A 14,228-nucleotide genomic window follows, 5' to 3' on the forward strand; every position below is an offset into this window, starting at 1 on the left:
CAACGGAAGGGAGAAAGAAATGGCCGAACGGTCTTTTGCCAAGGAAGTCGAAAAGCTCAGACTCGGCGCCGGCGAGGAGTTTGCCGGCGAAGGCATTCTCGCCATCACCAAGGCGCTGCTGCAATGCGGCGTCGGCTATGTCGGCGGCTATCAGGGCGCGCCGATCAGCCATCTGATGGACGTGCTGGCCGACGCGCAGGACATTCTGGGCGAGCTCGGCGTGCATTTCGAGGCCAGTGCCTCGGAAGCCACCGCCACCGCCATGCTGGCCGCCTCGGTGCACTACCCGATCCGTGGTGCGGCGACCTTCAAGTCGACCGTCGGCACCAATGTCGCCTCCGACGCGCTCGCCAATCTCGCCTCCGGCGGCGTCACCGGCGGCGCGCTGATCATCGTCGGCGAGGATTACGGCGAAGGCTCCTCGATCATGCAGGAGCGCAGCCATGCCTTCGCCATGAAGAGCCAGGTCTGGCTGCTCGACCCGCGCCCCAACCTGCCGTCGATCGTCAAGGCGGTGGAGGACGGCTTCGAGCTGTCCGAGATTTCCAACACGCCGGTCATGCTGCAGGTCCGCATCCGCTGCTGCCACGTCCACGGCCATTTCATCGCCAAGGACAATAAGCGGCCGCCGATGACGGTCGCCGATGCGCTCGACGCGCCGCGCCGCGACACCGGCCGCATCGTTTTGCCGCCTGCATCCTTCCTGCATGAGAAGGAAAAGGTGCAGAAGCGTTGGCCGGCGGCGGTGGATTTCATCCGCGAGAACAAGATCAACGAGTTCTTCGGGTCGGATCATGGTTCGGTCGGCATCGTCATGCAGGGCGGCATGTACAATTCGGTCATCCGCGCGCTGCAGCGGCTCGGCCTCGCCGACACCTATGGCGACACCGATGTGCCGCTCTATGTGCTCAACGCCGTATATCCCTTGATTGATGACGAGTTCCTGTCGTTCTGCGAGGGCAAGCAGTCGGTGCTGGTCGTCGAGGAGGGCCAGCCCAACTATATCGAGCAGGCCTTCGCTTCGATGCTGCACAAGGCCGGTCGCGGCACCAGGCTGGTCGGCAAGGAACATCTGCCGATGGCCGGCGAGTATACCGGCCAGGTCATGCTGGACGGCATCGGCGCCTTCCTGCGCGCCGAGGCGCCGCATCTGCTGCCTGGCGAAGTGCGTGCCCCAAACAAGGTCGGCGACGGCGTCGACACCGCCGATTTGATCAACGTCGTTCCAGGACGACCGCCCGGTTTCTGCATCGGCTGCCCGGAGCGGCCGATCTTTGCCGCCACCAAGCTGGTCGAGCAGGAACTCGGCAAGCATCACATCGCCTCCGACATCGGCTGCCACCTCTTCTCGATCATGCCGCCCTTCGAGCTCGGCGCCACCACCATGGGCTACGGGCTGGGGCCGGCCTCGGCCTCGGCGTTCAATTCGCCCGACGCCAAACGCCGCTCGATCTCCTTCGTCGGCGATGGCGGCTTCTGGCACAACGGCCTGACCTCCTCGATCGGCAACGCGGTGTTCAACAAGAACGACGGCGTCATTGTCATCGTCGACAATTTTTACTCGGCCGCCACCGGTGGTCAGGACATTCTCTCATCCCGCGCGGGCAACAAAACCAAGTCGACGAAGCATCCGATCACCGAGGCGGTGAAAGGGATGGGCGTCAAATGGCTGCGCCATGTCGACCGCACCTATGATGTGACCAGGATGCAGGACACGCTGCGTGAGGCGCTGACGACGGAAGAGAAAGGGCCGAAGGTCATTGTCGCCTCGTCCGAATGCATGCTCAACCGGCAGCGCCGCGAAAAGCCATTGGTCGACAAGGCGATCAAGGGTGGCGAGCGTGTGGTGAAACCGAAGTTCGGCGTCGATGAGGACATCTGCACCGGCGACCATGCCTGCATGCGGCTGTCCGGCTGTCCCTCGCTGTCGGTCAAGTCGCTCGACGATCCGCTGCGCGACGATCCGGTCGCGCATATAGACCAGAGCTGCGTGGGCTGCGGCAATTGCGGCGAGGTCGCCGATGCGGCGGTGCTGTGCCCATCCTTCTATCGCGCCGACGTCGTACACAATCCGAGCCGCTGGGATCGCTTCCTGGAAGCCGCGCGCCGCGCCACCATCAGCCTGTTGCAGCGTCGCCGTGAAAGCCGGCGCCTGACCTTCGCCGATGCTTGACGCCGTCCCCCCATTTCGCGCCCACGCCGGCGCTCAGGATAGTGAGCGCGTCATCAAGCTCGCCGTGCTGGCCGTCGGCGGCCAGGGCGGTGGCGTGCTCGCCGACTGGATCACCGACGTCGCCGAGCGCAACGGTTTTGTCGCGCAATCGACCTCGGTCGCCGGCGTCGCCCAGCGCACCGGCGCCACCATCTACTATGTCGAGATGGCCCGTGACACCGGCCGGCTGCCGGTCTTTGCCCTGTCGCCCTCGCAGGGCGATGTCGACATCCTGATCGCGGCTGAACTGATGGAAGCCGGCCGGGCCATCATTCGCGGCTTCGTCACGCCCGAGCGGACCACGCTGATCGCCTCCTCGCACCGCATCGCCGCCGTGTCGGAAAAAATCGAACCGGGCGATGGCCGGGCCTCGTCGTCCAAGGTGCATGCAACGGCGGAAGCCGCATCGAAGCGCTTCATCGCTTTCGACATGGAAAAGATCGCCGCCGCCAATGGCTCGATGATCTCGGCCAGCCTGCTTGGCGCGCTGGCGGGGTCCGACGCCCTGCCGTTCACGCGCGAAAGCTACGAACAGGCGATCGGTGCCGGCGGCCGGGGCGTCAAGGCCAGCCTCGCCGCCTTCGGTGCCGCGTTTGATCGTGCGCGCGGCACGGCAGCACCGGCGCCTAGGCCGGCCGAGCCCGCGATTGTCGAATCTGCCTTGGGCACAGGACAGGTGAGTGGCCCGCAAAACCTGCTGCAAGGCTGGCAGGCCTTGGCTGCCCGCATCGATCTGTTGCCGGTGGCCGTACGCGACATGGCACTTCGGGGCTTGAGAAAGGTCGTCGACTATCAGGACATCGCCTACGGGCGCGAGTATCTCGACCGGCTGGACGAGGCCGTCGCGTTGGACGGGCCGGATCGCGGCTATGGCCTGTCGATCGCTGCCGCCAAGCATCTGGCCAACGCGCTATGCTACGACGATATGATCCGCGTCGCCGATCTCAAGACGCGCTCGACGCGCGGCAAACGCGTGCGCGGCGAGGTCGGCGTCAAGGACGGCTCGATCCTGCAGGTGACCGAATATTTCCACCCGCGCATCGAGGAGTTCTGCGGCACGCTGCCGGCGGGTCTGGGCAGCTACATCGAGGACCGGCCGAAGCTCGCCGCCTTTCTTGATCGCCGCATCAACCATGGCCGCCGCATCCGCACCGACAGTTTTGCCGGCTTTGCCGCTCTGTGGTTCATCGGCGGCCTGCGCCGCTGGCGCCGTAGTCTGCTGCGCCACAAGGTTGAGATCGCGCATCTCGACCGCTGGTACGCGCTGGCGCTCGACCATGTTCGCCAGAACTACGCGCTGGCTGTCGAGATCCTCAATTGCCGCCGGCTGATCAAGGGCTACAGCGACACCCATGTGCGCGCACAGTCGAAATTCGACCGCGTGCTGTCGGCGCTCGACCTGGTCAAGGGCCGAGCGGACGCCGCCGACTGGATCCGCCGCCTGCGCGAGATGGCGCTGAAGGACGAGAAGGGCGACATGCTCGACGGTGCGCTGAAGACGGTGGCGACGCTGGGACCGGATAAAATCGACTGAAATATCTAGCGGGCGTCTACCGATTGGAGCGGCGCCAGCGCATGCAGCGGCGCCGCCTCCGGGAACAGATGCAGCAGGCCTGAATCGACGCGCCTACGCAGATGCGCATCGACCTCCGCACGATACTTGCAGCCATGGAACCTGCCGCCGCAACGGTCGCGCAGGCGCACGAGATCGGCCATGACAGGCGACATCGGCAGGCCGGCGGCATCGAGCAGGCTTGCACTGAGGAAGCCGACGTCAAGCGGAGCCAGGTCAGGCATCGGATGGCGCAAAGGATGGTTGAAGGTGGTGAGCGTGTAGAAGGTGCGGTAGGCAAGCGAGCCAGGGGTCGCCAGGGCGTCGTCCCCGGCGATCGCGTCGACGAACGGCTTGGTCGCCGACGACTGGTGATCGCCGAACTCGAGCACCACGGCGCCGCGTTCACCGGCATCCGCTTCCCTCTTGTCGAGGAAATGCTGGAAATCCCCGCGCGCTACCGCCATCCGGCGCAGATACTCATTGGCCTGGAAATCGCCCGAGAAAGGCTCGCCCTCGACCTTCAGTTCGGGCTCCATCCGCCCCTCATAGGGTGAGTGCGGAAACATGGTCTGGATTTCGAGGAACAGCGGCCGGCCGTCTTCCTTGCGGTGCCTGGCGATGAATGCCTCGGCCGCCTGGTAATAAAAGATATCGCGCAGGTGGTAGAAGGGCGCGGCGATGTCCTTGATGTCGAGCACGGTCTCGAAACCGATCGATTTCAGGAACGGCCCTTCATTGACGAACGAAAAGTTCATCGGCGTCATCACGACAGTTCGATAGCCGCAGCGCGCCAGCACCTCCGGCAAGGCGCCGGCGACCTTGTCCTGCAGGGTGATGGTCAGATAGGGGCTTCGCCAGCCGAAATCGGTGGCCGACAGGCCGGTCATCAGCGACAGATTGGTGATCCAGGTGCCGCCGCCAAATGTCTCGACCTGCATCGGATGCGGCGTGCCGGCCCCCGGTGCGAATCTCTGCAGGAATCCCGCGCCATTGCCGACCTGCGGAAAATAGCCGGGATCGGATTGGCTTTCGCTGAGCACGAAGAAGACATCGGGAAGGTTCGAGCGGTCACCGCAATCGACGGCATCGGCAAAAGGCGGCTGCGGCGCGACGGCTTGCAGCCGCTTTTCGAAGCCCGATTCAACAATGAGGTTGTGCAAATCCAGCAGCGAAACGAAGAAGGCCGACATGTGCCGGCCCTGCATGTAGTAAAAATAACGGTCCTTCGAGGCCTCGGCCGGAAAGGTCAGCGGCACCAGAACGACGAGCGCCGCCATCACCAGGACGCGTGCCGACACCGGCCAGCCGATTTTTCGATCGATCCGGAACAGAAGGATCGCCGCCGTAATGCCGAGCACCAGGGCAACAACGACCGGCGCGATCAGATGGAGGTAGGAGCCGAGCAGGAAGCGGTACACTTCCGGATCCCTCGACACGAAGACCGTGTCGTAGAAGTGCAGCGAAAACCCCTTCATCCTGAATTTGATCGCTGACACCACTGTGATGAAAGCGATGCCCATCCAGGCGAGATAGACGGAAAAGACAAGGCGCCCCGAAGCCAGGAACAGAAGTCCGGCAAGGGCAGCCACCAGCGCCAGCGAGAACGGCACCGACAGCCATTCGTGCTCGGCCCGTCCGGCGGCGAAGACACCGGCTAGGCTGACCACGGCCAGCGTCAGCGGATGACAGAGCACCCGCCCAAGGATTTGAAGCTGAGCCACAGATTTTCCCATGAACATGCCTGAGCATAGTGTCAGGAAACTCTTCGATTATTCGTGGGCCAAGAACAAATGCATAGTGAATTTAACCTTAACTCGGCTGGTCGGGATTGTCCGGTGCGCGCCAGCGCTCGCGCGGGGCCGCCCCGAAAGGTGCCTGGCCCCGCGGTGCTTTGATCAGTAATGGCGCCAGTGGCGCCAGTGGCGCCAGTGATGATGCGGGTGCCAGACGTAGGCCGGACCGTGCCAGTAATGGTAGCGCGGGCGCACGACGACGACGCCGTTCGGCACGCAGCGGCCCCATCTGTTAGGGTGCCAGCCGATGCCGCAGCCCCAGCGGACATGCTCGACCGATGCCTGGGCGGCCGGCTGGGCAACGGACACGATGGGCATTGCGCTGGACGCGGTGGCTGTCACGACCGTTCCGCTGAGGGCCAGCATAGCGGCTGCTGCGTAGTTTTTCAGGCGACTCATAATTGGACTCCGAGTGCTTTCGAGTTTGAAGATGGCCGCCCTGCATGGTGCGATCGGGCAGGCTTGTCCCTTCGCATCGTTAAACGGCGTCTCCGGCCTTTTCCGTCGGTCGTCATGGCGATTTTTTCGGCGCAACGGCGGCGCGGCGTTCCATATGGCGCAGCAATGCCTGTGCCAGCACGCTCCGGTTTTCGTGTGACGTGTTCGCCGCGAAGTCGACAATGGCCTGTTCAAGCCGGCTGCGCACCGTCACATCGGCATTGCGTGCCCGCTCCAGCGCGGCGGACAAGGCGGCCTTGTCCATGACAGGCTGCTGCAACAGGTCCGCTGCCTCCTGCCTCGCCTGCTGGCCATCGAGAATGATCTGCCGGGACTCCACGCGAACCTGGCGCAGCGCCAGGCGGAACGCCTTGCGGTCCTGGTTGGGAAGCTGTCGGCCAGCCGATTCCAGCGAGACACCCGCGCCCGCTTTGGCATTTCTCAGCCAGACCGCACCGCCGGCAAATGCGCCTGCAAGAAAGACGTTCAACACCACGGAAGCAATGACCAGACCACGGATCCAGCGCGGGCTCATAGGCTTTCCTCACCGTTCTCGGCATCCGGGCCGGCATCGCCAAACGCCGTCACATTGGCATCCAGCACATAATGGTCCGGCTGGACCTCCGGCGTCACGATGGTCACCAGGGCCAGTCCTGCCACGGCACCGGCCAGACCAATGCCGGCAAGTCCAAGTCCCAGCCACCAGAACCACTGACGCCGGCGCTGGACGAGGTGCCGGCCGGCAGCCTGCAGAATGCTGCTGTGCAGTGCCTTGTCCGGGGCGTCGACGCGGTAGCTGTCGAGCAGCGCGTCAAGTGTCCCGGCCTGCCTCAAGATGGCCTTGCCCGCGCCGCTCGCGGCAAAGGCCGTGCCGGCCATTCGCTCAGCCTCGGGCCATCGCCGCAAGTCGCCGCCATAGGCCTGGGCCAAGGCGGCAAAGCGCCTGGCATCCATTTCGTTTCTGGACCCTTCAGCCATGTGTCTCCTCCTTGCCCGTCGGCGCCGAGCGCCAGGCGGCACCAGCAAGGCGCAATGGCCGTAGTGCGTTGGTGCTTGCCCGGTGCTTACTCATCGGCGCCATCCCCCGTCAGGATCGCCTGCAGCGACCGCCGGCCGCGCGCAAGCAGGCTCTCCAGGGCATCGACGCTGATCTGCAAGGTCGCTGCCGCCTCGATATTGGACATCTCCTGATAGTAGACCAGAACGATCGCTTCGCGCTGGCGCGGCGCTATGGCTTGCAGTGCCCGTTCGACCCGAAGCGCGTCCTCTTGGCGAGGGGCGTCGGGAAGTGCCGTAGGGTCGACCACGTCCGGCAGGTCGCCGGTCACCCACTCGCGCCTGCGACGCAGCCGGTCGTAGCAAAGGTTGAGCGTCACCCGGTGGATCCAGCTGTCGAAGCGCGCATTGCCGCGCCGCCAGCTCGCGGCATGGCGCCAGATCCGCACGAAGGTTTCCTGCGCGACATCCTCGGCCTCCGCCGCATCGCCGAGCATGCGCACGGCAAGCGCCAGGATACGCGGCAGCTTGCGCGCGACGAGCGTTTGCACGGCTGCGGGCTCGCCGGCGCCAACACGGCGAACCAGCTCCTCGTCCGGATCCGCAGCCATCAGTCGGCGCACTCCCGATGTTCATCGCGCGTCATTGCCTCTTGGTCATTGTTCCTGCTTGGGAGCGGTTTTGTGGCCCGGCAGTTCGTCGGCCGTCAAAATGCCGTCGGCATTCTTGTCCAGCCGGGCGAAGCGCCTGGCGAAGAATGCATCGAGTTCGGCGCGATCGATGAAGCCGTCATGGTTGGAATCGATCCGCGCGAAGGATTTGGCGGCGTCGCCTTTGGCGTTGCGCTTCGTCTGAAAGGCCTCCCACTCCAGCAGGCTGATCTTGCCGTCGCCGTCGGTATCGGCCGCCATGATCGCCTTCTCGCGCCGCTTCTGGAATTTGGCCAGCGTGATGTCGGACCTGGTCCCCGAAGCGCCCGGCGCGGCAAGTGGCGCGGCCGTTGGCGGTGCAGGCGGCGTCGCTGCCTGGGCGAAAGCCGCAACGGTCTGCAAACTCAAGGCAACGACTGATATCGAACGACTGATCATGTTGTGCGTCTCCAGGTTGGCGCGACGCAGACGGCTTGTGCCGCAATCGCGCTTCAACCGTTAAACGCCGCGACCCGGAAAATCCGTCGGTCGCGCGTGCTGATCCGTTCATGCCCGGACAACAGAGGGTGCCCATCCCGACCTGATCGGGATGGAAGAAACTCTAGTCCGACTGGTCGGCCGCAATCAGTTGTTCGGGCTTGAACCCGGCATGTTGCGGGGTCCACACCTCGCCCTCGCGATTGAACCAGTGGCACAGATACATGCCCGAGGCTGCGCCATCGCTGATCGTCATCCTGGGGCCTCCGGATTTCAGCCTGACGACGTCTCCGGTCTTGAAATTGTTGGGCATTTTTTGACCTCCCATGCTGAGGCCATGAGTTTCACACCAAACCGGGGTCTCGACAATGGCAGATCTGCCAGGCCGGCGTCGCAATCCTTTGCACCAGCTGCGAAGGGGCAGACGACAAAACGGAGGAGGAATGGTGCCGCTTAGGTGACTCGAACACCTGACCCCCGCATTACGAATGCGGTGCTCTACCAACTGAGCTAAAGCGGCCCAGGAAGCCAAGGCCTCCAAGATGCGGCGGTGATAGACGCAACCGGGCGCGAATTCAAGATGCGACTTGGCAATTCCTGCGGCGGCGTCATGGCACCTCCGAAAGCCGGCCGCCGCCTTGTCCGCCGATCAATCGCCAAGGGATGCTGCACACGGTGCGTGCGCTCCCTGCGCGTGAAAATCGGCCAAACATGCTGATTTTGTTGCCGGAACAGCGCCGGAATGGACTTTGCACACCTCTGCGAGGCAGAATACGCCGCTCGCCCGTTGATTGATTGGTCGCCTGCGGCTAACGATCACGGCAAGGTTGGCAAAGACAGAGGGACCTGCTTGGACGCGATCGAAAAAGCGATCCGGAACGCCTTGGAGAAAGGCAATGCCGAGGACCGCGCGTTCCGCGAGAGAGTCTATCGCTCGGCTTTTGCCGCGCTCGATCGCGCGCTCCAGGCCAATCCCGGTGTGACCGTCGAGGTCGCCATCAAGCGCCGTAAGGCAATCCAGGCGAAAATCACCGAAATCGAATCCGAGTTCCTGCCGGCGGTGCCGGATGTCGGCCCGCAGGGCGATGCACCGGCGGTCGAACTCGGAGCGGACTCGGCGCCCGCGGTCGAAACCGGCCGAGAGGCATCGTCCCCGGATGTCGTCGTCGACGGACCCGTGCAATCCGCTGCCGATGCGCCGCGCTCGCGCGTTCTGCCCGTCGTTCCCGACATCATGCCGGACGCCACGCTTCCCGATGCTCCGGCCATCGACATGTCGGTTCCGGCCTCGGCCGGCGCGACGACGGAAGTGGCGCCCGACCGCGATGAACGGCGCATAAGGGGGCGTCGCCTGCCGCTGACCGCCATCTTCCTGACCGTGACACTGCTCGCCGCGGTTGGCATCGGCCTGTTCTTCGCCGTGCAGACCGGCGTGTTCAAGACATCCGCGCAACTCGACACCGCCCCGCCGCAGGCGCCGCCGACCGTCGAGGACGACGATTTCACACCGGCCGATGGCGGTCCGGCAAAACCCGGCGCCGCGGACCAGGCGCGCGACTGGATCAATGTGTTTTCGCCGGCCGATGCATCCCATGTCAGCGCGCCGTCTGACGCCAGGGCCGAGGTGATGAAGGACGATACCGGTTCGTTCCTGCGCATCCGTTCCGGCGCGTCCGGTTCGGCGATCAGTTTCGACGTCGGACAAGGCGTGCTGGAGAAGCTGGCCGGCAAACATGCCGTGTTCGACATCATTGCCCGCTCCGAAGAAGGCAAGGAGACGCAGATTTCGGTCGACTGCAATTTCGGCGAACTCGGCGATTGCGGCCGCAAGCGCTATGCGGTCGGCCAGCAGCAGAACGAATATCTGTTCGATGTGCAGTTTCCGGACAAGCGTCCGGGCTCGGCCGGCACCATTGCCATCAATTCCGACTTCGACAAGCAGGGTAAGGCCGCGGACATCTACGAAATCCGCGTTTCGGTCGAGCCGTAAGAGCGCTGAACGGTCTAGCGGTCGAGCAGCGCCTGCAGCGTCTCGATGCGGTCGGCCTCGTTGGCCGGCTTGTCCCAGCGCAGCCGCGAAATGCGGGGAAAGCGCATGGCGACGCCGGATTTGTGCCGGGTCGAGCGGTTGAGCCCTTCGAAGGCGACTTCCAGCACCAGGCCGTTGTCGCGGTCGGCCCGCACCGAGCGCACCGGGCCGAAACGCTCGATCGTGTTGTCGCGGACATATTTGTCGATCTGCTTCAGCTCCTCGTCGGTGAAGCCGAAATAGGCCTTGCCGACCGGCACCAGTTCCTCTTCGCCTTCGGCACCTGTCCAGACACCGAACGTATAGTCGGAATAGAAGCTCGAACGTTTGCCATGGCCGCGCTGGGCATACATCAGCACCGCGTCCACTGTGTGCGGATCGCGTTTCCATTTGAACCACGGGCCTTTCGGGCGGCCGGCGACATAGGCTGAGTCCCAGCGCTTCAGCATGACGCCTTCGATGATCGGATGCGGTGGCACCCGGCGCAGTTCCTCCAGCGTTTGCCAATCCGTGAAGTCGACGAATGGCGAAATATCGAAACGGCTCGGGTCGAGCGTCCCGGCAAACGCTTCCAGCCGACCGCGCCGCTCGCGAAACGACAGCGCGCGCAAATCCTCGGCGCCGACCTGGAGCAGATCGTAGCAGCGCATGAAGGCCGGGTATTGCTGCTGCATCTTCGGTGTCACGGTCTTGCGGTTAAGCCGTTGCTGCAGGTCCGAGAAGGTTCCTGTCGCCTGTCGGGGATCGCCGACCAGCAACTCGCCGTCCAGCGTTGCGGAAAAATGCATGGCCTCGGCAAGATCCGGAAAGGCACCGGAGACATCGTCGCCGGTGCGCGAATAGAGCCGGCGGATACCGCCCTCGGCCACCGCCTGGACACGGATGCCGTCCCATTTCCATTCGGCGGCATAATCCGCCGGATCGAGCTTTTCGAGGTCGCCGTCACCGACCGGGTTCGACAGCATCACCGGGCGAAACAATGCCAACGCCGTGTTCCTGGGCTTTTCGGCCTTGCCCTCCAGCCACGCGAACAGCGCTGTGTAAGGCGGCGTCAACCCGTGCCAGAGTTCCTCGATCTCGGCCACTTCGACCTTGCCGAAATCGGCCAGCGCCTGTTTGGCCAGACGCGCCGACACGCCGATGCGCAGCCCGCCGGTGACCAGCTTGATGATGGCAAAGCGCGCCGAGATGCCGGCGCTGTCGAGCAGCCCGGCCAATACCTTCGGCCCGTCGGAGCGGCTTGCCGCCTGCAGTTTGGCAACGACCTCGCCAAGCGTCGGCTCGCGGTTCGCGATGTTTCCGGGCGTTTGCGGCCAGACCAGCGACACCGTTTCGGCGAGATCGCCGACATAGTCGTAGGAATAGCCGAACAGCACCGGATCCATGCGTTCGGTGACCAGCATGCGCAGCATCGCCGGCTTGACCGCGGCGATGTGGAGATCGCCGGTGATGGCAGCCAGCGCCAGGCCGCGATCGGGATCCTCGACGGTGCGGAAATAGTCGGTCAGCAAGGTCAGCTTGCCGTTGCGCGACGGTGTCAGCACCAGGCGGTCGAGAAGCTCGGCGAAGCGGTTCATGGTGACACTACTGGATGGGCTTGGCACTTCGGCACACCCCCCTCTGTCCTGCCGGACATCTCCCCCGCAAGGGGGGAGATTGGCAGCTTCGATGCCAGCACTCTCCTTGCGCGGTTGGTGATTAGCGAAAGCGGCGGTGACATCTGATCTCCCCCCTTGCGGGGGAGATGGCCGGCAGGCCAGAGGGGGGTGTGAAGGATCGCGGCGCCGGTGATTGGTGGATCAGCAACTAGCATCAATCGCCCTCGTCCTCGTATCCCACCAGATGCAGCGGCCGGGCGGCGATGCCTTCGAGTTCGCACCAGCGCACCAGCGCTTCCTCGCGGCCATGCGTCACCCAGATCTCTTCGGCTCCGGTCTCCTTGATGGTGGCGGTCAACTCATCCCAGTCGGCATGGTCCGAGATGATCAGCGGCAGTTCGACGCCGCCTTGCTTGGCGCGCTGGCGAATGCGCATCCAGCCCGACGCGAAGCACGAGATCGGATCGGGGAAACGCCGCGCCCAGCGGTCGGCGAAGGCCGATGGCGGGCCGACGACGATGGCGCCGGTAAAATCATCCTTGCCGCCGCTTTCGACGGTCGCCGGTTCGAGGGTGCCGAGATCGATGCCTTGGCTCTGGTAATACTCACTGAGCTTGGCCAGCGCGCCATGGATGTAGAGCGGCCTGTCGTAGCCGGCGTCGCGCAACAGCCGCATCACCCTTTGCGCCTTGCCCAGCGCATAGGCGCCGACCAGATGCGAGCGCTCGGGGAACTGCGCTGCCGATTTCAGCAGGCGGGCGATTTCTTCTGTGTCGGGAGGATGGCGAAACACCGGCAGGCCGAAGGTCGCTTCGGTGATGAACACATCGCACTGGATCGGCTCGAATGGCGCGCAGGTCGCGTCCCTCCGCCGCTTGTAGTCGCCGGAAGCGACGATGCGCGTGCCCTGATGCTCGACGGATATCTGCGCCGAGCCCAGCACATGGCCGGCTGGATGGAAGCTGACGCTGACATCGTTGAGCGCAATCGTCTCCCCCAGTTGTGCCGCTTGCGTTGTTCCCGCGAAATCCTCGCCATAGCGCAGGCCCATAATGTCGAGTGTCTGCCGCGTCGCCAGCACAGAGCGGTGGCCGGAACGCGCATGGTCGGAATGGCCATGCGTGATCAACGCGCGATCGACCGGCCGCACCGGGTCGATGAAGAAATCGCCCGGCGGGCAATAGAGGCCCTCGGGCCGGGGATGAAGCAGGTCGCTGGCGCGCATAATCCCCAAGATAGGATATAATTCCGCGGCGGGAAGCCTGTTGTAACTCACTGCTGACTCCCGCATAGAGCACCGTCGGCTCGATCCGCCGGCAGGACCCATCGCCATGAAACCGCTTCAGGCCTCGTCCGGCGACTTGAACGCCGATCGCCGTGCCGATTATGCCGAGATGCTTCACGCGGATGGCGATCATGCGGCAGCGGCGGAATTGCTGCTCGGTGCGCTGGAAATGACGCCGCAATGGGCCATGGGCTGGTTTCGCCTCGGTGAGATGCAGCAGGCGGCGGGCGCGGCGGATCTGGCTGCACAGGCCTGGACGATGTCGCTGCAGCTCGATCCATCGGATCGTCAAGGCGCTGCACTGAACCTGCAATTGATCGGCAAGGCGCCGGCGCTCGACGCGCTCCCCAGCGCCTTCGTCGAGACACTGTTCGACCATTATGCCGAGAGCTTCGACGAGTCCCTGGTCGGCAGGCTGGGGTACCGGCTGCCTGAGATGCTCGACCAGGCCATTCGAACGGCAAGGCCGGGCCGCTTCGCGCTGGCGCTCGATCTCGGCTGCGGCACCGGCCTGATGGGGCAGAGACTGCGGCCAATCGTCGATCGGCTGGAGGGGTATGACATTTCGGCCAGGATGCTGAGAAAGGCGCGGGCCAAGGGCGTCTACGATTTCCTTGATAAGGCCGATCTGCGGGATTTTCCCTATGCCGGTCCGAAAGCCGATCTGGTGACTGTGGCCGATGTTTTCATCTATGTCGGCGCGCTGGACGGCGTGGTGAAGACGATTGCCGGGCTGCTGGCCACGGATGGCCTGTTCGCATTTTCCGTGGAGACGCTGGCTGGCGACGGCGATTTCATGCTGCTGCCGTCGCGCCGCTATGCGCATGCGCAACACTATGTGCGCGACGTCCTGGCCGCCAACGGGCTTTCGGTCCTTTCACTGGAACCAACCGTGATCCGGCAGGATCGCGGGGAACACGTCTACGGGTTGGTCGTTGTGGCCGGGGCTCCGAACTCAGCTTAACAAAAGACCTGACGACAGCCAGTTCCGCGGTGTCCGCCGTTTTTGCCGGGCAGCGCGATAGGAATTTTTTCTTGACACCATGCCCTCAGCTATGGTACATTTTTGCCCATGGTGCTGATTTGTGCCAGTGACCCGCCGTTGAGGCGGGTTTTTCGTTTGATGCCGGTCAGCCACGCGCCGGCCAAGGCTCCGAAGGAACCCGTTGCCCCGAACTCGCAGCCCTGCCGTTGT

Annotated in this window: 13 protein-coding genes and 1 tRNA gene; 4 read left to right on the forward strand and 10 right to left on the reverse strand. The window is 64.3% G+C overall.

The genetic code is table 11. The features are described from left to right. Positions 1 to 19 precede the first annotated feature (19 nt). Both EOA13_RS15930 and EOA13_RS15935 read left to right on the forward strand, forming a co-directional pair. Entirely contained in the window at positions 20 to 2,173 is a 2,154-nt protein-coding gene (locus EOA13_RS15930) for an indolepyruvate ferredoxin oxidoreductase subunit alpha (protein ID WP_127293943.1), read from the forward strand. Continuing rightward, on the forward strand, positions 2,166 to 3,746 hold the full coding sequence (locus EOA13_RS15935) for an indolepyruvate oxidoreductase subunit beta family protein (RefSeq protein ID WP_127293945.1): 1,581 nt from the start codon (positions 2,166 to 2,168) through the stop codon (positions 3,744 to 3,746). The genes EOA13_RS15930 and EOA13_RS15935 overlap by 8 nt, the downstream gene beginning before the upstream one ends. A gap of 5 nt (positions 3,747 to 3,751) precedes the next feature. Here EOA13_RS15935 and EOA13_RS15940 read toward each other — a convergent pair whose 3' ends face one another. The 8 genes from EOA13_RS15940 to EOA13_RS15975 form a co-directional block, all read right to left on the reverse strand. Beyond that, positions 3,752 to 5,488: a sulfatase-like hydrolase/transferase gene (locus EOA13_RS15940; protein ID WP_245490394.1), complete on the reverse strand. Its 1,737-nt coding sequence runs from the start codon at positions 5,486 to 5,488 to the stop codon at positions 3,752 to 3,754. A 174-nt stretch (positions 5,489 to 5,662) separates the two neighbouring features. Further along, complete coding sequence (locus tag EOA13_RS15945; protein ID WP_127293949.1) at positions 5,663 to 5,959, reverse strand: hypothetical protein; 297 nt, start codon at positions 5,957 to 5,959, stop codon at positions 5,663 to 5,665. Positions 5,960 to 6,071: 112 nt separating this feature from the next. Continuing rightward, a complete protein-coding gene (locus EOA13_RS15950) occupies positions 6,072 to 6,533 on the reverse strand; it encodes a periplasmic heavy metal sensor (RefSeq protein ID WP_023811459.1) in 462 nt (153 codons plus the stop codon). Beyond that, positions 6,530 to 6,976, reverse strand: coding sequence for a hypothetical protein (locus EOA13_RS15955; RefSeq protein ID WP_127293951.1), 447 nt, complete (start codon positions 6,974 to 6,976; stop codon positions 6,530 to 6,532). Before EOA13_RS15955 ends, EOA13_RS15950 begins: the two co-directional genes overlap by 4 nt. Before the next feature lie 86 nt (positions 6,977 to 7,062). Further along, positions 7,063 to 7,605: an RNA polymerase sigma factor gene (locus EOA13_RS15960; RefSeq protein ID WP_127293953.1), complete on the reverse strand. Its 543-nt coding sequence runs from the start codon at positions 7,603 to 7,605 to the stop codon at positions 7,063 to 7,065. A gap of 45 nt (positions 7,606 to 7,650) precedes the next feature. Further along, positions 7,651 to 8,082 carry an acid-shock protein gene (locus tag EOA13_RS15965; RefSeq protein ID WP_023811456.1) on the reverse strand — a complete coding sequence of 144 codons (432 nt, stop codon included), beginning with the start codon at positions 8,080 to 8,082 and terminating at the stop codon, positions 7,651 to 7,653. A 163-nt stretch (positions 8,083 to 8,245) separates the two neighbouring features. Continuing rightward, positions 8,246 to 8,434, reverse strand: coding sequence for a DUF2158 domain-containing protein (locus tag EOA13_RS15970; RefSeq protein ID WP_023811455.1), 189 nt, complete (start codon positions 8,432 to 8,434; stop codon positions 8,246 to 8,248). A 131-nt stretch (positions 8,435 to 8,565) separates the two neighbouring features. Next, a tRNA-Thr gene (locus EOA13_RS15975) sits at positions 8,566 to 8,641 on the reverse strand. A gap of 330 nt (positions 8,642 to 8,971) precedes the next feature. On the opposite strand from EOA13_RS15975, the gene EOA13_RS15980 reads away from it, so the two are divergent. Further along, entirely contained in the window at positions 8,972 to 10,111 is a 1,140-nt protein-coding gene (locus EOA13_RS15980) for a hypothetical protein (protein ID WP_164780099.1), read from the forward strand. 14 nt (positions 10,112 to 10,125) lie between these two features. Here the strand turns inward: EOA13_RS15980 and EOA13_RS15985 are convergent, their stop codons facing one another. Together EOA13_RS15985 and EOA13_RS15995 are read right to left on the reverse strand one after the other, a co-directional pair. Beyond that, positions 10,126 to 11,727, reverse strand: coding sequence for a cisplatin damage response ATP-dependent DNA ligase (locus EOA13_RS15985; protein WP_127293957.1), 1,602 nt, complete (start codon positions 11,725 to 11,727; stop codon positions 10,126 to 10,128). Between the two features lie 235 nt (positions 11,728 to 11,962). Further along, positions 11,963 to 12,973: a ligase-associated DNA damage response exonuclease gene (locus EOA13_RS15995; protein ID WP_127293961.1), complete on the reverse strand. Its 1,011-nt coding sequence runs from the start codon at positions 12,971 to 12,973 to the stop codon at positions 11,963 to 11,965. A 106-nt stretch (positions 12,974 to 13,079) separates the two neighbouring features. On the opposite strand from EOA13_RS15995, the gene EOA13_RS16000 reads away from it, so the two are divergent. Further along, positions 13,080 to 13,997, forward strand: a complete 918-nt coding sequence (locus tag EOA13_RS16000) for a methyltransferase domain-containing protein (protein WP_127293963.1) — start codon at positions 13,080 to 13,082, stop codon at positions 13,995 to 13,997. The last annotated feature ends 231 nt before the right edge of the window (positions 13,998 to 14,228 follow it).

This window comes from Mesorhizobium sp. M7A.F.Ca.US.011.01.1.1, from assembly GCF_003998295.1.
Taxonomy (GTDB): Bacteria; Pseudomonadota; Alphaproteobacteria; order Rhizobiales; family Rhizobiaceae; genus Mesorhizobium.

What these genes read in the sequence shown, in the direction of transcription:
- EOA13_RS15960 (WP_127293953.1), bottom strand. Translation starts at nt 7,605, where the DNA reads ATGGCTGCGGATCCGGACGAGGAGCTGGTTCGCCGTGTTGGCGCCGGC.
- EOA13_RS15945 (WP_127293949.1), bottom strand. Translation starts at nt 5,959, where the DNA reads ATGAGTCGCCTGAAAAACTACGCAGCAGCCGCTATGCTGGCCCTCAGC.
- EOA13_RS15965 (WP_023811456.1), bottom strand. Translation starts at nt 8,082, where the DNA reads ATGATCAGTCGTTCGATATCAGTCGTTGCCTTGAGTTTGCAGACCGTT.
- EOA13_RS15950 (WP_023811459.1), bottom strand. Translation starts at nt 6,533, where the DNA reads ATGAGCCCGCGCTGGATCCGTGGTCTGGTCATTGCTTCCGTGGTGTTG.
- EOA13_RS16000 (WP_127293963.1), top strand. Translation starts at nt 13,080, where the DNA reads ATGAAACCGCTTCAGGCCTCGTCCGGCGACTTGAACGCCGATCGCCGT.
- EOA13_RS15935 (WP_127293945.1), top strand. Translation starts at nt 2,166, where the DNA reads ATGCTTGACGCCGTCCCCCCATTTCGCGCCCACGCCGGCGCTCAGGAT.
- EOA13_RS15970 (WP_023811455.1), bottom strand. Translation starts at nt 8,434, where the DNA reads ATGCCCAACAATTTCAAGACCGGAGACGTCGTCAGGCTGAAATCCGGA.
- EOA13_RS15995 (WP_127293961.1), bottom strand. Translation starts at nt 12,973, where the DNA reads ATGCGCGCCAGCGACCTGCTTCATCCCCGGCCCGAGGGCCTCTATTGC.
- EOA13_RS15985 (WP_127293957.1), bottom strand. Translation starts at nt 11,727, where the DNA reads ATGAACCGCTTCGCCGAGCTTCTCGACCGCCTGGTGCTGACACCGTCG.
- EOA13_RS15955 (WP_127293951.1), bottom strand. Translation starts at nt 6,976, where the DNA reads ATGGCTGAAGGGTCCAGAAACGAAATGGATGCCAGGCGCTTTGCCGCC.
- EOA13_RS15930 (WP_127293943.1), top strand. Translation starts at nt 20, where the DNA reads ATGGCCGAACGGTCTTTTGCCAAGGAAGTCGAAAAGCTCAGACTCGGC.